Annotated in this window: 23 protein-coding genes; 12 read left to right on the forward strand and 11 right to left on the reverse strand. The window is 68.5% G+C overall.

What is annotated here, in order from left to right; all coding sequences use genetic code 11:
- Positions 1-351 (forward strand): transposase (locus HCC78_RS01350; protein WP_172326947.1); only part of this gene is annotated, 351 nt, incomplete at its 5' end.
- Here HCC78_RS01350 and HCC78_RS01355 read toward each other — a convergent pair.
- Positions 258-1370: a hypothetical protein gene (locus tag HCC78_RS01355; RefSeq protein WP_172326948.1), complete on the reverse strand. Its 1113-nt coding sequence runs from the start codon at positions 1368-1370 to the stop codon at positions 258-260. The two genes, HCC78_RS01350 and HCC78_RS01355, sit on opposite strands and share 94 nt — an antisense overlap.
- A gap of 240 nt (positions 1371-1610) precedes the next feature.
- Between HCC78_RS01355 and HCC78_RS01360 the strand changes: the two genes are divergently transcribed.
- From HCC78_RS01360 to HCC78_RS01390, 7 genes are all read left to right on the forward strand, one after another.
- Positions 1611-1949 carry a hypothetical protein gene (locus tag HCC78_RS01360; RefSeq protein ID WP_172327113.1) on the forward strand — a complete coding sequence of 113 codons (339 nt, stop codon included), beginning with the start codon at positions 1611-1613 and terminating at the stop codon, positions 1947-1949.
- Positions 1950-2013: 64 nt separating this feature from the next.
- Positions 2014-3159: a succinyl-diaminopimelate desuccinylase gene (gene dapE, locus HCC78_RS01365; protein WP_172326949.1), complete on the forward strand. Its 1146-nt coding sequence runs from the start codon at positions 2014-2016 to the stop codon at positions 3157-3159.
- Entirely contained in the window at positions 3156-3584 is a 429-nt protein-coding gene (locus HCC78_RS01370) for a GNAT family N-acetyltransferase (protein ID WP_371743755.1), read from the forward strand. The genes dapE and HCC78_RS01370 overlap by 4 nt, the downstream gene beginning before the upstream one ends.
- The gene (locus HCC78_RS01375) at positions 3584-4186 is read left to right on the forward strand and encodes a TIGR04282 family arsenosugar biosynthesis glycosyltransferase (RefSeq protein ID WP_172327115.1); all 603 of its coding nucleotides are present in this window, start codon (positions 3584-3586) and stop codon (positions 4184-4186) included. Before HCC78_RS01370 ends, HCC78_RS01375 begins: the two co-directional genes overlap by 1 nt.
- Before the next feature lie 31 nt (positions 4187-4217).
- Positions 4218-5174 (forward strand): aspartate carbamoyltransferase catalytic subunit, encoded by a 957-nt coding sequence (locus HCC78_RS01380; RefSeq protein WP_172326950.1) that lies wholly within the window; start codon positions 4218-4220, stop codon positions 5172-5174.
- 87 nt (positions 5175-5261) lie between these two features.
- Complete coding sequence (locus tag HCC78_RS01385; protein ID WP_371743756.1) at positions 5262-6155, forward strand: DMT family transporter; 894 nt, start codon at positions 5262-5264, stop codon at positions 6153-6155.
- A gap of 82 nt (positions 6156-6237) precedes the next feature.
- On the forward strand, positions 6238-6492 hold the full coding sequence (locus HCC78_RS01390; RefSeq protein ID WP_172326951.1) for a YdcH family protein: 255 nt from the start codon (positions 6238-6240) through the stop codon (positions 6490-6492).
- Positions 6493-6560: 68 nt separating this feature from the next.
- On the opposite strand, the gene HCC78_RS01395 is transcribed toward HCC78_RS01390, so the two are convergent.
- Entirely contained in the window at positions 6561-7115 is a 555-nt protein-coding gene (locus HCC78_RS01395; protein WP_172326952.1) for an ImuA family protein, read from the reverse strand.
- Between the two features lie 109 nt (positions 7116-7224).
- Here HCC78_RS01395 and HCC78_RS01400 point away from each other — a divergent pair, with 109 nt between their 5' ends.
- Complete coding sequence (locus tag HCC78_RS01400) at positions 7225-8265, forward strand: aldo/keto reductase (protein WP_172326953.1); 1041 nt, start codon at positions 7225-7227, stop codon at positions 8263-8265.
- Positions 8266-8422: 157 nt separating this feature from the next.
- On the opposite strand, the gene HCC78_RS01405 is transcribed toward HCC78_RS01400, so the two are convergent.
- The 8 genes from HCC78_RS01405 to HCC78_RS01440 all read right to left on the reverse strand — a co-directional run bounded on the left by HCC78_RS01405 (position 8423) and on the right by HCC78_RS01440 (position 14295).
- On the reverse strand, positions 8423-8734 hold the full coding sequence (locus HCC78_RS01405) for a hypothetical protein (protein ID WP_172326954.1): 312 nt from the start codon (positions 8732-8734) through the stop codon (positions 8423-8425).
- A gap of 126 nt (positions 8735-8860) precedes the next feature.
- Positions 8861-9157 (reverse strand): hypothetical protein, encoded by a 297-nt coding sequence (locus tag HCC78_RS01410; RefSeq protein WP_172326955.1) that lies wholly within the window; start codon positions 9155-9157, stop codon positions 8861-8863.
- Between the two features lie 120 nt (positions 9158-9277).
- Complete coding sequence (locus HCC78_RS01415; protein ID WP_172326956.1) at positions 9278-9610, reverse strand: DUF3775 domain-containing protein; 333 nt, start codon at positions 9608-9610, stop codon at positions 9278-9280.
- Positions 9611-9700: 90 nt separating this feature from the next.
- On the reverse strand, positions 9701-10444 hold the full coding sequence (locus HCC78_RS01420) for an SDR family oxidoreductase (RefSeq protein ID WP_172326957.1): 744 nt from the start codon (positions 10442-10444) through the stop codon (positions 9701-9703).
- 20 nt (positions 10445-10464) lie between these two features.
- Positions 10465-11049, reverse strand: coding sequence for a DUF3833 domain-containing protein (locus HCC78_RS01425; RefSeq protein WP_172326958.1), 585 nt, complete (start codon positions 11047-11049; stop codon positions 10465-10467).
- Positions 11034-12251, reverse strand: coding sequence for an MFS transporter (locus HCC78_RS01430; protein ID WP_371743757.1), 1218 nt, complete (start codon positions 12249-12251; stop codon positions 11034-11036). Before HCC78_RS01430 ends, HCC78_RS01425 begins: the two co-directional genes overlap by 16 nt.
- Positions 12248-13003, reverse strand: coding sequence for a DUF1365 family protein (locus tag HCC78_RS01435; RefSeq protein WP_172326959.1), 756 nt, complete (start codon positions 13001-13003; stop codon positions 12248-12250). Before HCC78_RS01435 ends, HCC78_RS01430 begins: the two co-directional genes overlap by 4 nt.
- Entirely contained in the window at positions 13000-14295 is a 1296-nt protein-coding gene (locus HCC78_RS01440) for an NAD(P)/FAD-dependent oxidoreductase (RefSeq protein WP_172326960.1), read from the reverse strand. The genes HCC78_RS01435 and HCC78_RS01440 overlap by 4 nt, the downstream gene beginning before the upstream one ends.
- Before the next feature lie 274 nt (positions 14296-14569).
- Between HCC78_RS01440 and HCC78_RS01445 the strand changes: the two genes are divergently transcribed.
- Genes HCC78_RS01445 through HCC78_RS01455 form a run of 3 tightly spaced genes read left to right on the forward strand, consistent with a single transcriptional unit; the run spans position 14570 to position 16520 of the window.
- Positions 14570-15082, forward strand: a complete 513-nt coding sequence (locus HCC78_RS01445; RefSeq protein ID WP_253948996.1) for a sigma-70 family RNA polymerase sigma factor — start codon at positions 14570-14572, stop codon at positions 15080-15082.
- Positions 15079-15723 carry a ChrR family anti-sigma-E factor gene (locus tag HCC78_RS01450; RefSeq protein ID WP_172326962.1) on the forward strand — a complete coding sequence of 215 codons (645 nt, stop codon included), beginning with the start codon at positions 15079-15081 and terminating at the stop codon, positions 15721-15723. Before HCC78_RS01445 ends, HCC78_RS01450 begins: the two co-directional genes overlap by 4 nt.
- Positions 15724-15728: 5 nt before the next feature.
- Positions 15729-16520 (forward strand): hypothetical protein, encoded by a 792-nt coding sequence (locus HCC78_RS01455; protein ID WP_172326963.1) that lies wholly within the window; start codon positions 15729-15731, stop codon positions 16518-16520.
- Between the two features lie 43 nt (positions 16521-16563).
- Here HCC78_RS01455 and HCC78_RS01460 read toward each other — a convergent pair whose 3' ends face one another.
- Positions 16564-16794: a hypothetical protein gene (locus HCC78_RS01460; protein ID WP_172326964.1), complete on the reverse strand. Its 231-nt coding sequence runs from the start codon at positions 16792-16794 to the stop codon at positions 16564-16566.
- Positions 16795-16944: the final 150 nt, after the last annotated feature.

The raw sequence follows: 16944 nt of genomic DNA on the forward strand, positions 1-16944 counted from the left end.
CAGCGGCGCCGGGTCTCGGCGAAATCCCGGCTGGGCGAGAAGCTGACCTACATCCACAACCACTGGGACGGCCTGCAGACGTTCCTGAATGACGGTCGCGTCGAGATCGACTCCAATTCCGTGGAGAACCTGATCCGCCCGATTGCCCTCAATCGCAAGAATGCGCTCTTCGCGGGCCATGACGAGGGCGGCCGTGCCTGGGGACGGATCGCCTCGCTGATCGAGACCGCCAAGATCAACGGCGTCGAACCCTTCGCCTACCTGAAGGCCACGCTGGAGGCGATTGCCGCCGGGCATCCGCAGAAGCGCATCGACGAACTTCTGCCATGGAGTTTCAAGCCGTCAACCTGAGATCCCGTGAGCCGGGAACACCGCTTACAACGGTTCTTCAGCGCGATATCGTCTCTCGCCTCGTCCAACTCCGTCCGCAGCCGGGCGAGTTCCGCTTCGGCTTCGCGGAGCTTCCTTACCAAACCGGCAATATCCGCGGCGGACCCTTGAAGCAGCTTCGCAAGCGCCGCATCGCTTTCCGGCCCCTCGGACAGAACTTCCTGAGATACCTTGAAGAGCCGGATGGCCAGACCCTCGATAGGCTCGAAGGGCTCCGGCAAGCCTTCATTGCGTATCAGCTTCGTCGCTCGGATGACCTCGTCGAGATATCGCGCAAGTCCTTCGGCACACAGGCTCGCAGATTGCTTTTCCTTGCGCAGACTTTCTGCCTGTCGCCGCGCAGCCTCACCTTTGAGAGGTGTTCTATCATCAATCAGTCGTTGGATAGCCTCGGCCACCGCTGCCGGGCCTTCCTTCCAAACGTCGTCCGGGATCAGGGCGATGTGGCGGCAGAGGTCCCAGTCGGTCCATGTGCCTGCGCGGATCGCGAGATACCAGTTCAACCAAAATTCTCCGAAAGTCCCCATCATTCCAAAGAAGGTGGCCAACCCACGATGCCAAGTCAGGATCGGGCTTGGTGGTGTAGCGTCTGGCCACAGCGGTAAGCGCATAACTTCACTCAACTCCACTCGACTAACCTGATCGATGTCGTCAGCGAAGCATTTGTATAAGGCCGACCTCACCTCATCCGACTCTCGGCCAATCTCATTAGGAAAGAGTCCGTCCGCCACCGAGCGAGCCGCGATCAAATGCAGGTTGCGCTCATTTCTTTGAGACGCCCCTATCGCGTCGGCGGAAGAACGGATTGCGCTAGCTACCCAACGTCCGGGCATTACCCTCTGACCATCAACAGTCTGAACTGAGAACTTATCAACTGCCGAATACGCCGACGATACTGCTTCGCGTGCGACAGCGGCGAACTTGGCATCCGGTTTCCCGGCTTGCATCAACGCGATCACGTTCGCCCTAAGGACGATCATTGCATATCGGTCGACTTTATCATTCTGACTCAGCGATATCGCTGGAACGATGCGTAGTGCTGCCCGAATTGCAAGAACTGCACATTGGTCATTGTTTAGCGACGCTAGTGCTCTCAGAGCGCTTGAGTGATCAAAGACGTGCATCCAACCGCCCCGCTCAAATCCGCCTCCACCCTGCCCGCAGGCCTTGCCCCCAACAACCACCTTGACGCCGCATCCAATCCCGCGCATCTGGCGGCCATGTCCAAGGAAAAGAAACCCCAGCAGGTCTTCACCCTTCTCGTCCAGATCGGCCGCAAGGCCGGGGACGGGCTGCCCGAGGGCGCGACCGGCGCGGCGCTGATGTGCTATTCCTCCGGCGTCGACGAGGCCGAGGCCGTGCGCGAGACCGTCGCCGTGCTGAAGCAGGCCGACCTCGCGCCGCTCGACGTCACCGGCTACGGCACCCGCGCGGAACGCGAAGACATGGGCCACGAGATCGACGAGGACGAGGCCGGGCTGATGGACCGCGCGCTCGCGGAGAACGCCGTGATCGTCGCGCAGATGACCCCGTTCTTCGGAGACGAAGACAAGGGCTGATCCCGGCGGGCGGATTGCGCCCCCCGGCCCCGCGCGGTACTCCCGTCCCAGAAGGAGACCGCCGATGACCACCGATCCCGTCGAGCTGACCCGCCGCCTCGTGCGCTGCCCCTCCGTCACCCCCGAGGAAGGCGGCGCGCTGTCGCTTCTGGCCGCGGAACTGACCGCGGCAGGCTTCGACTGCAGCCGCGTCGACCGGAACGGCACCGCCAATCTCTTTGCCCGCTGGGGCGCCAAGGGCCATCCGAAGACCTTCGGCTTCAACGGCCATACCGACGTGGTGCCGGTGGGCGATGCCGCCGCCTGGACGATGGACCCGTTCGGCGCCGAGGAGGCCGATGGCTGGCTCTACGGCCGCGGCGCGACCGACATGAAATCCGGCGTCGCCGCCTTTGCCGCCGCCGCGATCGACCTGGTGACGGAGACGCCGCCCGACGGTGCGGTGATCCTGGCCATCACCGGCGACGAGGAAGGCCCGGCCAAGGACGGCACGGTGGCACTGCTCGACTGGATGGCGGCGGAGGGCGAGAAGATGTCGGTCTGCCTCGTCGGCGAGCCCACCTGCCCCGAGAAGCTGGGCGACATGATGAAGATCGGGCGGCGCGGCTCGGTCAGCGCCTTCTTCACCGCGACCGGCATCCAGGGGCATGTCGCCTATCCGCACAAGGCCGCGAACCCGGTGGCGGCGATGGCGAAGCTGATCGACCGGCTGAGCTCGGCCATGCTTGACGAGGGCAACGACCATTTCGATCCCTCGACGCTGGCGGTGACCACCTTCGACACCGGCAACCCGGCGACCAACGTGATCCCGGCCAGCTGCCGCGCGACGGTGAACATCCGCTTCAACGACATCCACACCTCCGACAGCCTGGCCGCCTGGCTGGGGCAGCAGATGGCGGAGGTCGCGGCGGAGACCGGAATCGGCTTCGACATGACCACGGCGGTGTCGGGCGAGAGCTTCCTGACCCCGCCGGACGCGCTGGTCGATCTCGTGGCGCAGGCCGTGACCGCCGAGACCGGCGTGACGCCGGACCTGTCCACCTCGGGCGGCACCTCGGACGCGCGCTTCGTCAAGGATCACTGCCCGGTGGTGGAGTTCGGCCTGGTCGGCCACCGCATGCACCAGGTGGACGAGCGGGTCGAGACCGCGCAGATCCCGAAGCTCAAGGCCATCTACACCCGCATCCTGACGGAGTATTTCGCCCAGTGACGATCACCGAAGCCTCAACCGAGAAGGACATGGCGGATATCCGCGCGCTGCGCGAGGCCGTCTTCATCGTGGAACAGAACGTGCCCGCCCAGCTGGAATGGGACGGGCTCGACGCCGAGGCGCGCCACCTGATCGCGCGCGAGGCCGGCAACCCGGCGGGGACGCTGCGCTGGCGGGTGATCGGCGACGTGGCGAAGATCGAGCGGGTCTGCGTGCTCGACACCTATCGCGGCACCGGGATCGGCGCGCAGCTGATGTTCGCCGCGCTAGACGCCATCCGCGCCGAGCCGGAGGTGGCGCGGATCAAGCTGTCCTCGCAGGTCCCGGCCGTCGGCTTCTACCGCAATCTCGGCTTCACCGAGGACGGACCGGAATACGACGACGCCGGCATCCCCCATGTCGACATGTGGCGGCAGCGCCCGTGATCCGTCCCCGGCTGGCGGTCATGGTGAAGGAACCGCGGCCGGGCCGGGTGAAGACGCGGCTGGGGCGCGAGATCGGGACCGTGCCCGCCGCCTGGTGGTTCCGCCATCAATGCGCCGCGCTGCTGCGCCGCCTGCGCGATCCGCGCTGGGATCTGGCACTGGCCGTCAGCCCCGACCGCGACGGGCTGGAGAGCCGGGTCTGGCCCGGGGACCTGCCGCGCATCGCGCAGGGCGGCGGCGATCTGGGCGACCGGATGGGGCGGCTGCTGCGCCTGCCCGGCCCGGTCATCGTGATCGGCGCTGACATTCCCGGCGTCACCCGGGCGCATGCCGCCCGCGCGCTCCATGCGCTCGGCTCGCATGACGCGGTGATCGGCCCGGCGGCGGATGGCGGCTACTGGCTGATCGGCCTCTCGGGGCGGCGCGCGCCGCCGCCGGGCCTGTTCGCCGGGGTGCGCTGGTCGACCGAGCATGCCCGCGCCGACACGCTGGCGACGATGGCGGGGCTGCGCGTCGCCCTGACGGACATGCTGTCCGATGTCGACACGCTGGCCGACCTGCAGGCAGCGCGCCACCTTGGCAGCAGCGGCCCGCGCCGCTAGAACCACCCCGAGCATCTCCGCGAGGACCCCCATGACCTTCCGCCACAAGCACCTCCTCGGCATCGAGCCGCTGCATCCCGAGGAGATCCGCACCGTCCTCGACCTGGCCGACAGCTATGCCGAGATGAACCGGCGCGAGGACAAGCACGGCGACGCGCTGGCGGGGATGACCCAGGTCAACATGTTCTTCGAGAATTCCACCCGGACCCAGGCGAGCTTCGAGCTGGCGGGCAAGCGGCTGGGCGCGGACGTGATGTCGATGTCGATGCAGACCTCATCGGTGAAGAAGGGCGAGACGCTGATCGACACCGCGGTGACGCTGAACGCGATGCATCCAGATCTGCTGGTCGTGCGCCATCCGCATTCCGGTGCGGTGGGCCTTCTGTCGGAGAAGGTGAACTGCGCGGTGCTGAACGCGGGCGACGGGCGGCACGAGCATCCGACCCAGGCGCTGCTCGACGCGCTGACCATCCGCCGCTCCAAGGGGCGGCTGCACCGGCTGAACATCGCCATTTGCGGCGACATCGCCCATAGCCGCGTGGCCCGCTCGAACATCCTGCTGCTGCACAAGATGGAGAACCGCGTCCGCCTGGTCGGTCCGCCCACCCTGCTGCCCGCGGGCGTCAAGGACTGGGGCGTCGAGGTCTATCACGACATGGAGGAAGGCCTCGCCGATTGCGACGTGGTGATGATGCTGCGCCTCCAGCGGGAGCGCATGGATGGCGGCTTCATCCCGTCGGAGCGCGAGTATTTCCACCGCTTCGGCCTCGATGCCGAGAAGCTGGGCTATGCCAGGGACGACGCGATCGTGATGCATCCCGGCCCGATGAACCGCGGGGTGGAGATCGACGGGCTGATCGCCGACGACCTGACCCGCTCGGTGATCCGCGAACAGGTGGAGATGGGCGTCGCCGTGCGCATGGCCGCCATGGACCTGCTGGCGCGGAACCTGCGCGCCGAACGGGCTGCCGCCCCGGTCATGGCATGAGCGACCCGAAGGACCCGCGGATGAGCGGAATGATCGCGCTGGCCGCGCTGGTGGTGATGGCGGCGCTGACCGTCCTGGTGGTGGTGATTGCCTGAAGTCACGCCGCATCCCCTTCCGGGACAGCGCCCGCTCGCCGGCATGGGCTGGATGGTCCTCTCGGGCCTCGCCTTCGTCTGCTTCATCACCGCGATGAAATCCGTGGGCTCAGCCGTGCCGGTGGTCGAGGGCGCCTTCCTGCGCTTCGCCTTCGGGCTGGTCTTCCTGCTGCCCCTGGCGGGCCGCATCCGCGCGCATTGGCCGAAGGGGCGCGACATGCGGCTCTTCGTCGGCCGCGGGCTGGTCCATTCGGTGGCGATCTGCGCGTGGTTCTTCGCGATCTCGCAGATCCCGCTCGCCGAGGTCACCGCGATCAACTATCTCGCGCCCGTCTGCGTGACCGTGGGCGCCGCGCTGTTTCTCGGGGAACGGCTGGCCGCGCGCCGCATCGCCGCCGTCGCCGTCGCGCTCCTGGGCGCGCTGATCCTGCTGCGCCCGGGTTTCCGGACGCTGGAACCGGGGCATTTCGCGATGATCCTCGCAGCTGTCAGCCTCGGCAGCTCCTACGTGATCGGCAAGACCCTGACCGCGCGGTTTCCGCCGACGGTGATCGTCGCCTGGCTCAGCCTCTCGGTGACGCCGATCCTGGCGCCGCTGGCCATCGCGCATTGGGTGACGCCGCCCTGGCAGGTTCTGGCGATGCTGGCGCTGGCCGCGGTCTTCGCCAATCTCGGCCATTACCTGATGACGCTGGCCTTCCGCGCCGCGCCGGTCGCCGTGACCCAGCCGGTCACCTTCCTGCAGCTCGTCTGGTCGGTGCTGCTGGGCTACGTGGTCTTCGGCGAGTCGGTCGATCCCTTCGTGATCATCGGCGGCGGCGTGATCGTTTCGGCCGTCTCCTTCATCGCCTGGCGCGAGCACAAGCTCAAAAAATCGGGCGGCTAGGGGCCGTTTTGATCGGCGTCAAGGTCAGGATCGGCTGTCTCTGCGTAAGGTTGGGAGGTCACCTGAAATGAGGACACCGACGATGACCCACGTTGCCCACGCCCTGGCCGAGGAGTTCCCTGAGCAAGTCGAGACCCTCCGCCATCTGCGCCAGTCCGACGCCCGCGTCGCCAGGCTGGCCGATGAATACACCGAAATCAACGACATCCTGCACCGGGTGGAAACCAATCTCCAGCCGATGTGCGACATCGAAGCCCTGCGGCTGCGCCGCTCCCGGGTTGCCCTGAAGGACGAGCTCGCGAAGCTCCTGTCCCGGGCCGAGCCCGTGGCCGTCTGACGGTCCGGGCCGAGCGCACCGCACGCGATGGGGAGTCACGCGCGCGGTGCGCCGCCAGTTGCCGGCGCTCACGGCGTCCATTCCCAGACTTTCGGCGGCCGGGTCCGGGCGCGGCGGCGCTCCAGGCGCCAGCGCGGCTGGCCCGGCTCGTGCACCGGATCGAGCGACCAGCGGCTTTCCACCCCCGGCGCCCCGCCGGTCCCGGGGGTCAGCAGCAATCCCAGCACCTGTCCGCCGCCGGTCTCCGCCGCCAGGTGGAGCCGCCGGACCGGCGTCATCGCCGGGGGCGCGGGCAGCTCGCAGACCGCCAGCGGCACCGCCCCGCTGCGCAGCGCCTCCTCCATGCACCACAGCAGATCCTCGGCACGGACCGGCTCCGCGAAGATCAGCCGCCCGGGATCGAGGATCTCCCGCATCCCGTCGGTGTTCAGCTTCTCGGATTGCCAGGAGGGACGGATCCACAGCACCGGCCCGTCCAGCCGCGCCGCCGCCATCAGCGCCAGCCGCCGCCGCGCGGCGCCGCAGAACTCATGCGCCCGTCCGGGCAGCAGCGACATTTCGGGCGAGACCTGCAGCTCTGCCGCCGGGCGCGGCAGGGCGCGACTCAGGATCATGTCATTCATGCCCGGATTTTAGCATGTTCTTTCTTTGTTCCAAAGCGGGGGCCGCCCGGCCTTGCGGTTCCGGCAGTGCCATACTAGCCAAGTCCCGGACCGCATCCGGAGAAGACACATGCAGAAGAAGCAGCTGGGCCGCACCGGCCTGACCGTTACCGAGCTCTGCCTCGGCACGATGACCTGGGGCAGCCAGAACACCGAGGCCGAAGGCCATGCCCAGATCGACATGGCGGCGGACCGCGGCATCAACTTCATGGACACGGCCGAGATGTACCCGGTCGCGCCCGTGCTGGCGGAAACCGTCGGCCGCACCGAGGAAATCATCGGCAACTGGTTCGAGAAGACCGGCCGCCGCAACGACTGGATCCTGGCCTCCAAGATCGGCGGCGCAGGCGGCAAGGCCCGCGGCGGCGCCGCGATCAGCGCGGGCGAGATCCGCACCGCGGTCGACAGCTCGCTCAAGCGGCTGAAGACCGACGTGATCGACATCTACCAGCTGCACTGGCCGAACCGCGGCTCCTACGCCTTCCGCCAGAACTGGCGCTACGACCCGTCGAAGCAGGACCGCAACGAGACGGTCGAACACATGCAGGACGTGCTGGGCGAGCTGGCGAAGCAGATCGAGGCGGGCAAGCTGCGCTATGTGGGCCTGTCGAACGAGAGCGCCTGGGGCATGGCCACCTGGTCGCGCGTCGCCGACGAGATGGGCGTGCCGCGGATGGCGACGATCCAGAACGAATACTCGCTGCTCTACCGCGAATTCGACACCGATGCCGCCGAAGCCTCGATCAACGAAGAGATCCCGCTGCTGGCCTATTCGCCGCTGGCGACCGGCATCCTGAGCGGCAAATACCAGGACGGGGCCCGTCCCGAGGGCAGCCGCGCCACCCGCACGCCCGACCTGGGCGGCCGCCTGGTGCCGCGCGCGCTGGAGGCCGTCGCGGCCTACCGGAAGGTAGCGGAGAAGCACGGGCTGACGATGGTGCAGATGTCGCTTGCCTTCTGCCTGTCGCGCCCCTTCATGGGCGCCGCGATCATCGGCGCGACCTCCACGGCGCAGCTGGAGCAGGTCCTGTCCGCCGACGGCGTGACGCTGAGCGAGGAATGCCTTCAGGATATCGCCGAGGTGCACAAGGCACATCCGCAGCCCTACTGAGGCAATCCCGGCGAGTCCGGTCAATTTTAAGTAAAAAGCTCCGGCCAGGCCTCCCCTCCCGGCCGGAGCGCAGTATCTGGAGGTCAGCCGCACCGCAGGGTCCTCCCCTACCCCGCGGATGCGGCCGACCGTCTATGGAGGTGCGGATGAACAGGCGTCAGCCCTTCGCACTCTCCATATATTCCTGTTCGAGCCTTTTCCGTGCCGCGGCACGGCGGCCATGCATGGCCGGGGTCTGCTTCAGGAGCTTCATCCGGGCATAAAGCCCCAGAGCTGCTCCTGCAAGGCATATGACCGCTTCATGCGGCGCGAAAAGCTTGTCGCCGAACAGCGCCGCCAGGATTGCAAGCCCGTAGGCCCAGAAGCCGGTAAACCCGATCACGCATACAAAGGCCCAGAGTTTCTTCATCTCCAATCCTCCCGGCGGGGCGCCCAAGTTGCTGCGCAGCAGCGACAAATTGCGTTTCATGGGCGTCACCTTGCCGCAGGGGACCCTAACCCGACTCGGGGGGGCTGCGTCAAGCGCATAACCGCCATGCTCACGGCGCTGCGGTGCAATTTGCAAGAAAATTAGGATTTCACTGGCGGAAACCCGTCAACCCCAATACGACCACCAGCCGCGGACGAAATGGGTGCCGACGATGACGCAGAAGGACACCCAGTAGAAGAGGAAATACAGGTTCGCCGCCCTGAGGAAGCGCAGCGACAGCTTGGCCACCGGATCGGTTTCGGCCCGCTCCTTCAGCGCCGCCTTGTATTCGGCGGGCCCGCCGCCGATTTCCAGGACATGCGAATAGAAGTAGGCGCGCTTGTACAGCAGGAAGACCAGCGGAAACCCGATCGCCAGCCCGATATAGCCAAGCGCATAGATCCGGTCGATTTCCTGGACCATCCCGCATTTCCCTCCGCATCCTGGCGCCAAGCCGGCGCGACGGAATGCTAGCGGCGATGTGTTGCTTCCAGGTCAACGCCGCCTGCGGTTTCCGCGGCCGGCGGGCGGCCGCGGCAAGGTCTACATCAGGTCGTCCTCGGCATCGCTGGCGGAGATCCCCATCGCCTCGAGCCCGTCCTCGAGATAGCCCGAGAGCTGCGGGATCCCGGCAAGGTAGTCGGCGGTCGGCACCCGCGCCTCCTCGCGCGCGGTCTGCAGGGCCTCCTCCCATTCCTCCGGCGCAAAGCTTTCCCGGCCGACCCAGGCGAGGGCGACCAGCATCAGCGCGTCGTCTTCGTTCATCCCCTCGATGAAGGAGGACAGCTCCGCCCGCGCTGTGGAATCTCCGCTGTCCTCGGCCTCCCGCGCCAGCAGGATCACCTGGGCCACGATGTCGGCATGGATTTCGGGCATTTTCGCCTCCTTGGTGAGTCACAGCTTCACGATTGCCGAATCGTGCGGCGAAGGAAAGGACATAGATCAGATCCCGGACACGCCCGCGCGTCAGCTGCGCCTGGCACCGAAGAGACGCGTCCAAAGCGCGTCCGGCAGCGCCCGCCCAAGCCGGAAGACCAGCGAGAAGCCCCGGGGGAAATCGCGGCGGAAGCCGCCCCGCTTCATGTGGCGCAGGACGATCGCGGCGGCCTGCTCGGGCTCCATGATGAAGGGCATGGCGAACTTGTTCCGGTCGGTCAGCCGTGTGCGGATGAAGCCGGGATTGACCAGCTGCACCTTGACCCCTGACCCCGCGAGGTCGCAGGCCATGCATTCGGCAAGCGACATGATGCCCGCCTTCGAGGCGGTGTAGCCGATCGAGCCGGGCAGCCCGCGATAGCCGGTCAGCGATCCGGTCAGCACCACATGGCCGCGGCCGCGCTTGGCCATGGCCGGGACCACCTGTCCAAGCACCCGCACGGCGCCGCAGAAATTGACGTCTGCCATTGCCTCTGCCTGCTGCGCGTCCCACTCGGCGGCGGCCATCGGCCAGTAGACCCCGGCGACGAAGACCAGCCCGTCGATCTCGCCAACCTCCGCCGCCGCGCGCCGGACGGCCGCCGCATCCGCCACGTCGAGCGGCACGATTTCCGGCGCGCCGGGCATCCCTGCCGCCACCCGGTCCAGCCGCTCCTGCGAGCGGGCGCTCAGCACCAGCCGCGCGCCCTCGCCCGCCAGCGCCTCGGCCACGGCGAGCCCGAGTCCCTCGGAGGCCCCCACGACCCAGTACCGGCGCCCCTTCAGTTCCGTCATTGTCCTGCTCCAGCCGCCGGTCAGGCGGTTTTCCCCAGGGCCTCCCGTGCTTCTGCCGGGCGCATCACCGCCACCAGCTCCGCCACCTTGATCCCGAACTTGCGGAACTGGCTGCGGTTCACGATCGACCCGTTCTCCATCACGTACATCCAGTCGGTCACGTTCAGCACATGCCCGCCGGACGTCTCCGGCAGCCGCAGCCGGTAGTGCAGGCACAGGGCGGGACCGCTCTGCCGTCCGCGCCCGGTGCCCAGCACGTCAGGCGCCTCCGCAAGGACCGCGCCGTCCTCTCCGACGGTCAGGGTCCAGACGCGGTGCTGGCTGCTGCCATCATGATAACGGAAGGCCTCGGTCATCGTTCCCCGGTTCCCGTCCCAATCTGCCTGCATCCGCGCAACAAATCGTGCGGCGACCCGGCCGAACGGTCCGTAGATCACGCCTTCGCAGTCCAGGGGGCCGTTGACGTCGCGCGCCAGGTCGAAGGCCGGTCCCTCGCCCGCGTAGTCCTCGGGGCGCTGCGCCCGGAAGGACGCAGTGCGCAGCACCAGAGCCAGGAGCAGCAGCGCAGCCGCCATCCCGGCGAGAAAGGTCAGGAGGAAGGGCATGGCAGTTTCCTTTCTTCGAGTGGGGTCGCGGCCAGCAGCGCCATCGCCGCAAGCTTCAGCCCGAGCGGCAGAAGCCCGTAGAGCAGCGCCAGCAGGAGCGGCGCACCCGTCCGGCCCTCCTGCAATCCGGCGCGGTCGAGCACGGGCAGCAGCACCAGCGCGGCAAGCGCCATCGCCGCCTTGCTGATCGCCCCCCAGAGGCCGAAGCCCTGCCCGGCGGCAGGCGCGATCCGGGCGAGGCAGGCGGAGAACAGCGCGGGCAGGAGCGTCAGGTCGGCCGCAAGCGCCGCGCCGGACGCCACGCAGATGACGGCGAAGGGGACGGCATCGCCCTCGCCCAGCAGCGGCACGGCGGCAAAGCTCGCCACGGCGAGCGCCATCGCGGCCATCAGGACGGGCCGCGTGCCCAGCCGTTCCGCCAGCCGTCCCCAGACCGGCGCGGCCAGCGCGGCGGCGGCGAAGAACAGCAGCAGCAGCGGCCCGGCTGCCTCCGGCGCGCCGAGGCGGTAGTCGGCGAAGAACAGGAACAGCGTCGAGGTCACCGCCAGCGGCAGGAGGTCGACGAAGACGAGCAGCAGCAGCCGGCGCGCCTCCGGATCGGCGAGAAGGCCGCGGATGCCCGCCCCGTCCGCGGCCGGGCGGAGCCCGGTCCATTCGCGGCGCATGGAGAAAACCGCCGCCGCCGCCAGCATGGCCGTGCCAAGCGCGAAACCTGCGAACCCGAGGAGGAGCGGCGCCATCGCGGCAAGGCAGACGCCTGCCAGCGTGCCGGTCTCCCGCCAGGCGGCGAGGCGCAGATGCCCGCCCGGCAGGCGCTCGGCCCGTGCCACGCCCTCGGCATAGAAGGAGACGGTCAGGAAGGACCATGCGCTGAACATCAGCGTCAGCATCGCGGCGAACCACAGGAGCGGCGCAACCGGCGGCGCGACGGCGAAGAGCCCGGCCATCGCCGCGGCAAGCACGCCCGCGGCTGCCGCAACGGCGATGCCCCGCCTCCGCCCCAGCCGGTCCGACAGCCATCCGAGGACCGGATCCTGCACCAGATCGACGATCCGCAGCCCTGCCAGCACCGCGCCCAGCGCGGCCAGCGGCACGCCGTAGCTGTCAACGTAGAATTTCGGCGCGTGCAGGTAGATCGGAAGCCCCGCCACCGACAGGAAGGCCGCGAAAAGCGGCCAGGGCAGGAGGCCGGGCAGCGTCACCGGCTGACCTCCTCGGCGGGCGGTTCCGGGCGGACATGCCAGCCCGCGCCCTTGAGGCGGAGCTTCAGCGCCTGCCAGTAGATCAGCCCCAGCACCCGGCGCGAGCCGAAGGGGCGGCGCAGGCACATGGCGAGGATGCCGCGCGAGGTCAGCGGCGCGCGGCGGCCGGTGAGCGTGGCGAAGAGGCGGCCCTTCTCCGAGCGGTAGTCGATCCAGATCCCGATCCGGTCGGGGCGGATGTCGAAGCGGAAGGCATAGCCGCCTTCCACCGGCAGGAAGGGCGAGACATGGAAGATCTTCCGCGCCTCCAGCCGGTCCTGCGGGCCGATGGGCCGCTGGTCGGGATGATGGACCAGGTAGGAATGCCGGTCGCCGAAGGTGTTCGACACTTCCGGCACCACCGCCCGCAGGCGGCCCTCGCGGTCATGGCAGAGCCAGAAGCTGACCGGGTTGAAGACATGGCCCAGCACCCGAGGCTGCGCCGCCAGCAGGATCCGTCCGTCGCAGGCGTCGAGCCCGTGCGCCGCCAGGACCTCGCGCAGCCAGGCGACCCCGCGCCCCTTGCCCGGCGCGCCGCCATGGTCGCGGTCCTGCAGGGAAACGAGGTTCGCCCGGTTGCGCGAGAACAGCCGCGGGCCCTCGCAGTCCTCGGGATCGCAGAGCACGTAGTCCACGGCGTAGCGGAAGGCGTTCTCCACCTGCCCCTCGCGCCCGTGGAAGGTCTCGCCGCGGAGATGCTCGGCCCGGCTCACGCCACGCTCCGGTCCGCGGGCACCGCCCCGCCGATGCGCGCGGCGGCCTCCAGCCCGGTGGAGAGCCCGTCCTCGTGGAAGCCGTTCTTCAGCCAGGCGCCGCAGAACCAGGTGTTCCGCGCCCCGTTGATCGCCCGCACCGCCTGCTGCGCGCGGAGCGTTTCCGTGGTGTAGACCGGATGGCGGAAGGTCGCGGCGTGATGGACCTTGGCCGGGTCGATGGCCCGGTCGCTGTTGAGGCTGACGAACAGCGGATCGTCCATCGGAATCGGCTGCAGCGAATTCATCCAGTAGGTCAGCCCGATCCGCTCGCCCGGCCCTTCGCGGCCCTCGGTATAGACCCAGGAGGCCCAGGCCCGGCGCCGCCGCGGCATCAGCGCGGCATCCGAATGCAGCACGACCTCGTTCGGCTGGTAGGAAATCCGGCCGACCGAGGCCAGCTCTTCCTCCCCCGGGTCGGCGATCATCCGGATCGTGTCATCGGCATGGGTGGCGAAGACCACCTCGTCGAAATGCTCCCATGTGCCGCCCGCCGTCTTGATCCGGACCCCCCCGCCCTCGCGCAGCACGGCATCGACCTGCGCGCGCTTGCGGATCTCGGCATTGCGGCGCACCAGCACCTGCTCCAGCCGCGCGACGTATTCCTGGGAGCCGCCCTCGACCGTATACCACTGGTGCTGCCCCTTCACGTCGAGCAGGTTGTGGTTCTGGAAGAACCGCACCATGGCGGCGGCCGGGAAATCCAGCACCTCGCGCACCGGGGTCGACCAGATCGCGCCCGAGAAGGGCAGCAGATAGTAATCGCGGAACCAGTCGGAGCTGCCCAGCGCGGCCAGCATGTCGCGCACCGTCAGGCTGTCATCCTGCGCGTATTCATGGGCGCGGGCGTTGAAGCTCAGCACGTCGCGCAGCATGCGCCAATAGGCCGGGCGGCCGAGGTTGCGGCGCTGCGCGAACAGCGCGTTCAGGTCCTGCAGCGCGTATTCCACGCGCCCGCCGCCGATCGAGACGCCGAAGGTCATGGCGGAGGGCGCGACCTTCACGCCGAGTTCGGTGAAGAGCCGGGTCAGCTGCGGATAGTTCGCGCGGTTGAACACGATGAAGCCGATGTCGACCGGCTGGCTGCCATGCTTGCCGCCCATGACGGTGTGGGCGTGGCCGCCGAGCCGGGGAGAAGCTTCGAACAGCGTCACCCGGTGCCAGGGCGACAGCCCCAGCGCCGCGCCCATGCCGGAGATGCCCCCGCCGATCACCGCCACGCGGCGCGGTGCGCCCGATCCGTCTGCTGCCATTGCCCGTTCCTCGCTGAATTCGTGAAGTGGATACGGCGGGCAGGCGCTGCCGGATCAAAAATAAACTTCCGGGCTTCGGCCATGTTTTGGCGGAACAAATCCCGCCGCGCGCTAGTTCTTCCCGCGGGCCCGCAGACGAGGAACTGACGCTTTGCAGGACATGAGCCGATCTCCTAAGCTGGAACTGACCGTGCATGCAGGACAAGCGGAGCAGGCCCTCGCCTTGAACGTTCGGAAGACCGCCGAAACACCCGAAGACCGCTGGGTCCGCGTGATGGCCCGCATCCGCGAAGCCCGCGACCAGGCGGCCTTTGCCGAGCTGTTCCAGCATTTCGCCCCGCGCGTGAAAGGCATGCTGATGAAATCCGGCAGCGACGCGGCGACGGCCGAGGAATGCGCGCAGGAGGTGATGGCCACCGTCTGGAACAAGGCGGCGATGTTCGATCCCTCGCGCGCCAGCCTGGCCGCCTGGATCTACGCCATCGCGCGCAACCGGCGGATCGACATGGCGCGCCGCGCCTCCCGCGCAGAGCCCGAGGACCTGCCCTGGGGCCCCGAGGCGGAACCCGACCAGGCCGACGCCCTGGCCTTCCAGCAGGAGAGCCGCGCGCTGGCCGATGCGGTGCAGCGGCTGCCGGAAAAGCAGCGCACGCTGGTCGAACGGGCATTTTTCGGCGAGATGACCCATGGGGAAATTGCCGAAGTGACCGGCCTGCCCCTTGGCACCATCAAATCGCGCATTAGATTGGCGCTCGACCGCCTGAGACGGGAGATGACCAGGCCTTGACCCAAGACGTGACGCATATCCTGCCGGAGGAACTCCTCCTGGCCTACGCCACCGGCCGCCTGCCGGAGGTGTTCGATCTTGTCGTCGCGGCGCATGTCTCGATTTCCGACGAGGCGCGCGCGCGGCTCGACAGCTTCGACGCCGTGGGCGGCGTCCTGCTCGAGGACACCGCACCGGCCGCCATGGATGCGGGCAGCCTTGACGCCTGCATGGCGATGATCGCCGGCGCCCCGCCCGCGCCGCGCCCCGAGGCATCGCGCAGCATCTTCCCCGCCCCCCTGCACAAGGCCGTCGGCGGCGGGCCGGAAGCGGTCGCCTGGCGGCCGATGGGCATGGGCGTGCGGCAGGCGATTCTCGCCGAGACCCGCGGCGCCTCGGTGCGGCTGCTGAGCATCCCGCCAGGCGCGGCGGTGCCGGATCACGGCCATCGCGGCATGGAAATGACGCTCGTGCTGCAGGGCGCCTTCGAGGACGAGTTCGGCCAGTACCATCGCGGCGACGTCGAGGTCGCCGACGAGGAGGTCGAGCACATGCCCAAGGTGATCGGCGACGAGACCTGCATCTGCCTGGCGGCGACGTCCGACCGGCTGCGCTTCCACAGCCTGCTGCCGCGGCTCGCCCAGCCCTTCCTGCGGATCTGACGCGCTTGGCGCCTGCCGTTCCCGGCGGAATGGTTCGCGCGATCCGCGCGCGCAGCCCGCGGATCATCGGCATCGACGGCGACCTGGGCAGCGGAAAGACCGCGCTTGCCCGCGCCCTGGCAGCGGCCCTCGGCCTGCCTATCGTCCATCTCGACGATCACCTCGCACCGGGACGCGGCTGCTTCCTCGACGCGCTCGATCTGGAGGCGCTGCGCACGGAGATGGCCTCCGCTCCGCTCATCGTCGAGGGGATCTGCCTCGAAGCCGCGCTGGCACGGATCGGCATGGCGCCGGATTTCCGGATTCTCGTCCGCCGGCCCCCATCTGCACCACTGCGAAAAGACGCCATTTTCCTCGAAACCATGGCATATTTGCGGGACTGCAGGCCCGAGAGCCGCTGCGACATCCTTCTGGAGCCAGACCCGATGACCGGATCCTTCCCGCCCCTGCCGCAGCCGCCGGACACGGCGCTCGACATCGCCTATATCCGCGCGCGGACGCAGATCTGCATCACGCTGGCGGTCGGCGGAATGCTGTCCTTCATGCTGGGCAGCGTGCTGGTCTTTCTCGGGGCGACCGTCGCGGACACGCAATCGATCAAGCTCGCCGGGCTGGAACTGAATGCGAGCGGGCTTGGCGCGATCGTCTACGGGACCTCCTCGGTCTGGGCCTGGCTGGCCTACCGCGCGCGGCCGCATTTCTCGCGCCGCTACGAACGCAGCCAGACCGATGCCGACGGGACCAGCTTCAGCGAGCGCTATTCCAGCACCCAGCTGCGGGCCGGCGGCGGAACCTGACGCGCCGGGGGTGCGGACCGGCCCGGAGGCCGGCCCGCAGATCTCACCACATATGCTCCCTCCGCCGGGGCGGGTCGCGGTCTGCCGGCAGGCCGATATCCCGCCGCAGGTGGTCGGGCATGAACTCGATGTCGCGCCGGATGACCGGCGCGCGCATCAGTCCGGCAACGGCAGCGAAGAAGAAGCGCCAGGAGCCGTGCTCGGCGATGAGCGCGTCGATGGCGACGGGCATTGGCGCGGGCGCGCCGAAAACGTCTTGCTTGATCATGGTCATTGCGGGTCCCCGCCCGTGAAAACACGGAATGCGGGCCTTTCTTTTCAGTTGGTTGCTTGGGGGAAAGATCAGCCGCAGGATCGCCGGACCGGACGCGGGGGCGCCGGTTTGGTGGTCTTGATGCTGGTCGGAGATGTCAGGGGGCGGAAG

Source organism: Mangrovicoccus sp. HB161399 (genome assembly GCF_013184745.1).
GTDB lineage: Bacteria > Pseudomonadota > Alphaproteobacteria > Rhodobacterales > Rhodobacteraceae > Mangrovicoccus.

Excerpts from the sequence above, each read along its gene's own strand:
- HCC78_RS01390 (WP_172326951.1), top strand. The coding sequence starts at position 6,238 with ATGACCCACGTTGCCCACGCCCTGGCCGAGGAGTTCCCTGAGCAAGTC.
- HCC78_RS01445 (WP_253948996.1), top strand. The coding sequence starts at position 14,570 with ATGGCCCGCATCCGCGAAGCCCGCGACCAGGCGGCCTTTGCCGAGCTG.
- HCC78_RS01440 (WP_172326960.1), bottom strand. The coding sequence starts at position 14,295 with ATGGCAGCAGACGGATCGGGCGCACCGCGCCGCGTGGCGGTGATCGGC.
- HCC78_RS01380 (WP_172326950.1), top strand. The coding sequence starts at position 4,218 with ATGACCTTCCGCCACAAGCACCTCCTCGGCATCGAGCCGCTGCATCCC.
- dapE (WP_172326949.1), top strand. The coding sequence starts at position 2,014 with ATGACCACCGATCCCGTCGAGCTGACCCGCCGCCTCGTGCGCTGCCCC.
- HCC78_RS01420 (WP_172326957.1), bottom strand. The coding sequence starts at position 10,444 with ATGACGGAACTGAAGGGGCGCCGGTACTGGGTCGTGGGGGCCTCCGAG.
- HCC78_RS01360 (WP_172327113.1), top strand. The coding sequence starts at position 1,611 with ATGTCCAAGGAAAAGAAACCCCAGCAGGTCTTCACCCTTCTCGTCCAG.
- HCC78_RS01400 (WP_172326953.1), top strand. The coding sequence starts at position 7,225 with ATGCAGAAGAAGCAGCTGGGCCGCACCGGCCTGACCGTTACCGAGCTC.
- HCC78_RS01425 (WP_172326958.1), bottom strand. The coding sequence starts at position 11,049 with ATGCCCTTCCTCCTGACCTTTCTCGCCGGGATGGCGGCTGCGCTGCTG.
- HCC78_RS01415 (WP_172326956.1), bottom strand. The coding sequence starts at position 9,610 with ATGCCCGAAATCCATGCCGACATCGTGGCCCAGGTGATCCTGCTGGCG.
- HCC78_RS01355 (WP_172326948.1), bottom strand. The coding sequence starts at position 1,370 with ATGATCGTCCTTAGGGCGAACGTGATCGCGTTGATGCAAGCCGGGAAA.
- HCC78_RS01395 (WP_172326952.1), bottom strand. The coding sequence starts at position 7,115 with ATGAATGACATGATCCTGAGTCGCGCCCTGCCGCGCCCGGCGGCAGAG.
- HCC78_RS01460 (WP_172326964.1), bottom strand. The coding sequence starts at position 16,794 with ATGACCATGATCAAGCAAGACGTTTTCGGCGCGCCCGCGCCAATGCCC.
- HCC78_RS01405 (WP_172326954.1), bottom strand. The coding sequence starts at position 8,734 with ATGAAACGCAATTTGTCGCTGCTGCGCAGCAACTTGGGCGCCCCGCCG.
- HCC78_RS01410 (WP_172326955.1), bottom strand. The coding sequence starts at position 9,157 with ATGGTCCAGGAAATCGACCGGATCTATGCGCTTGGCTATATCGGGCTG.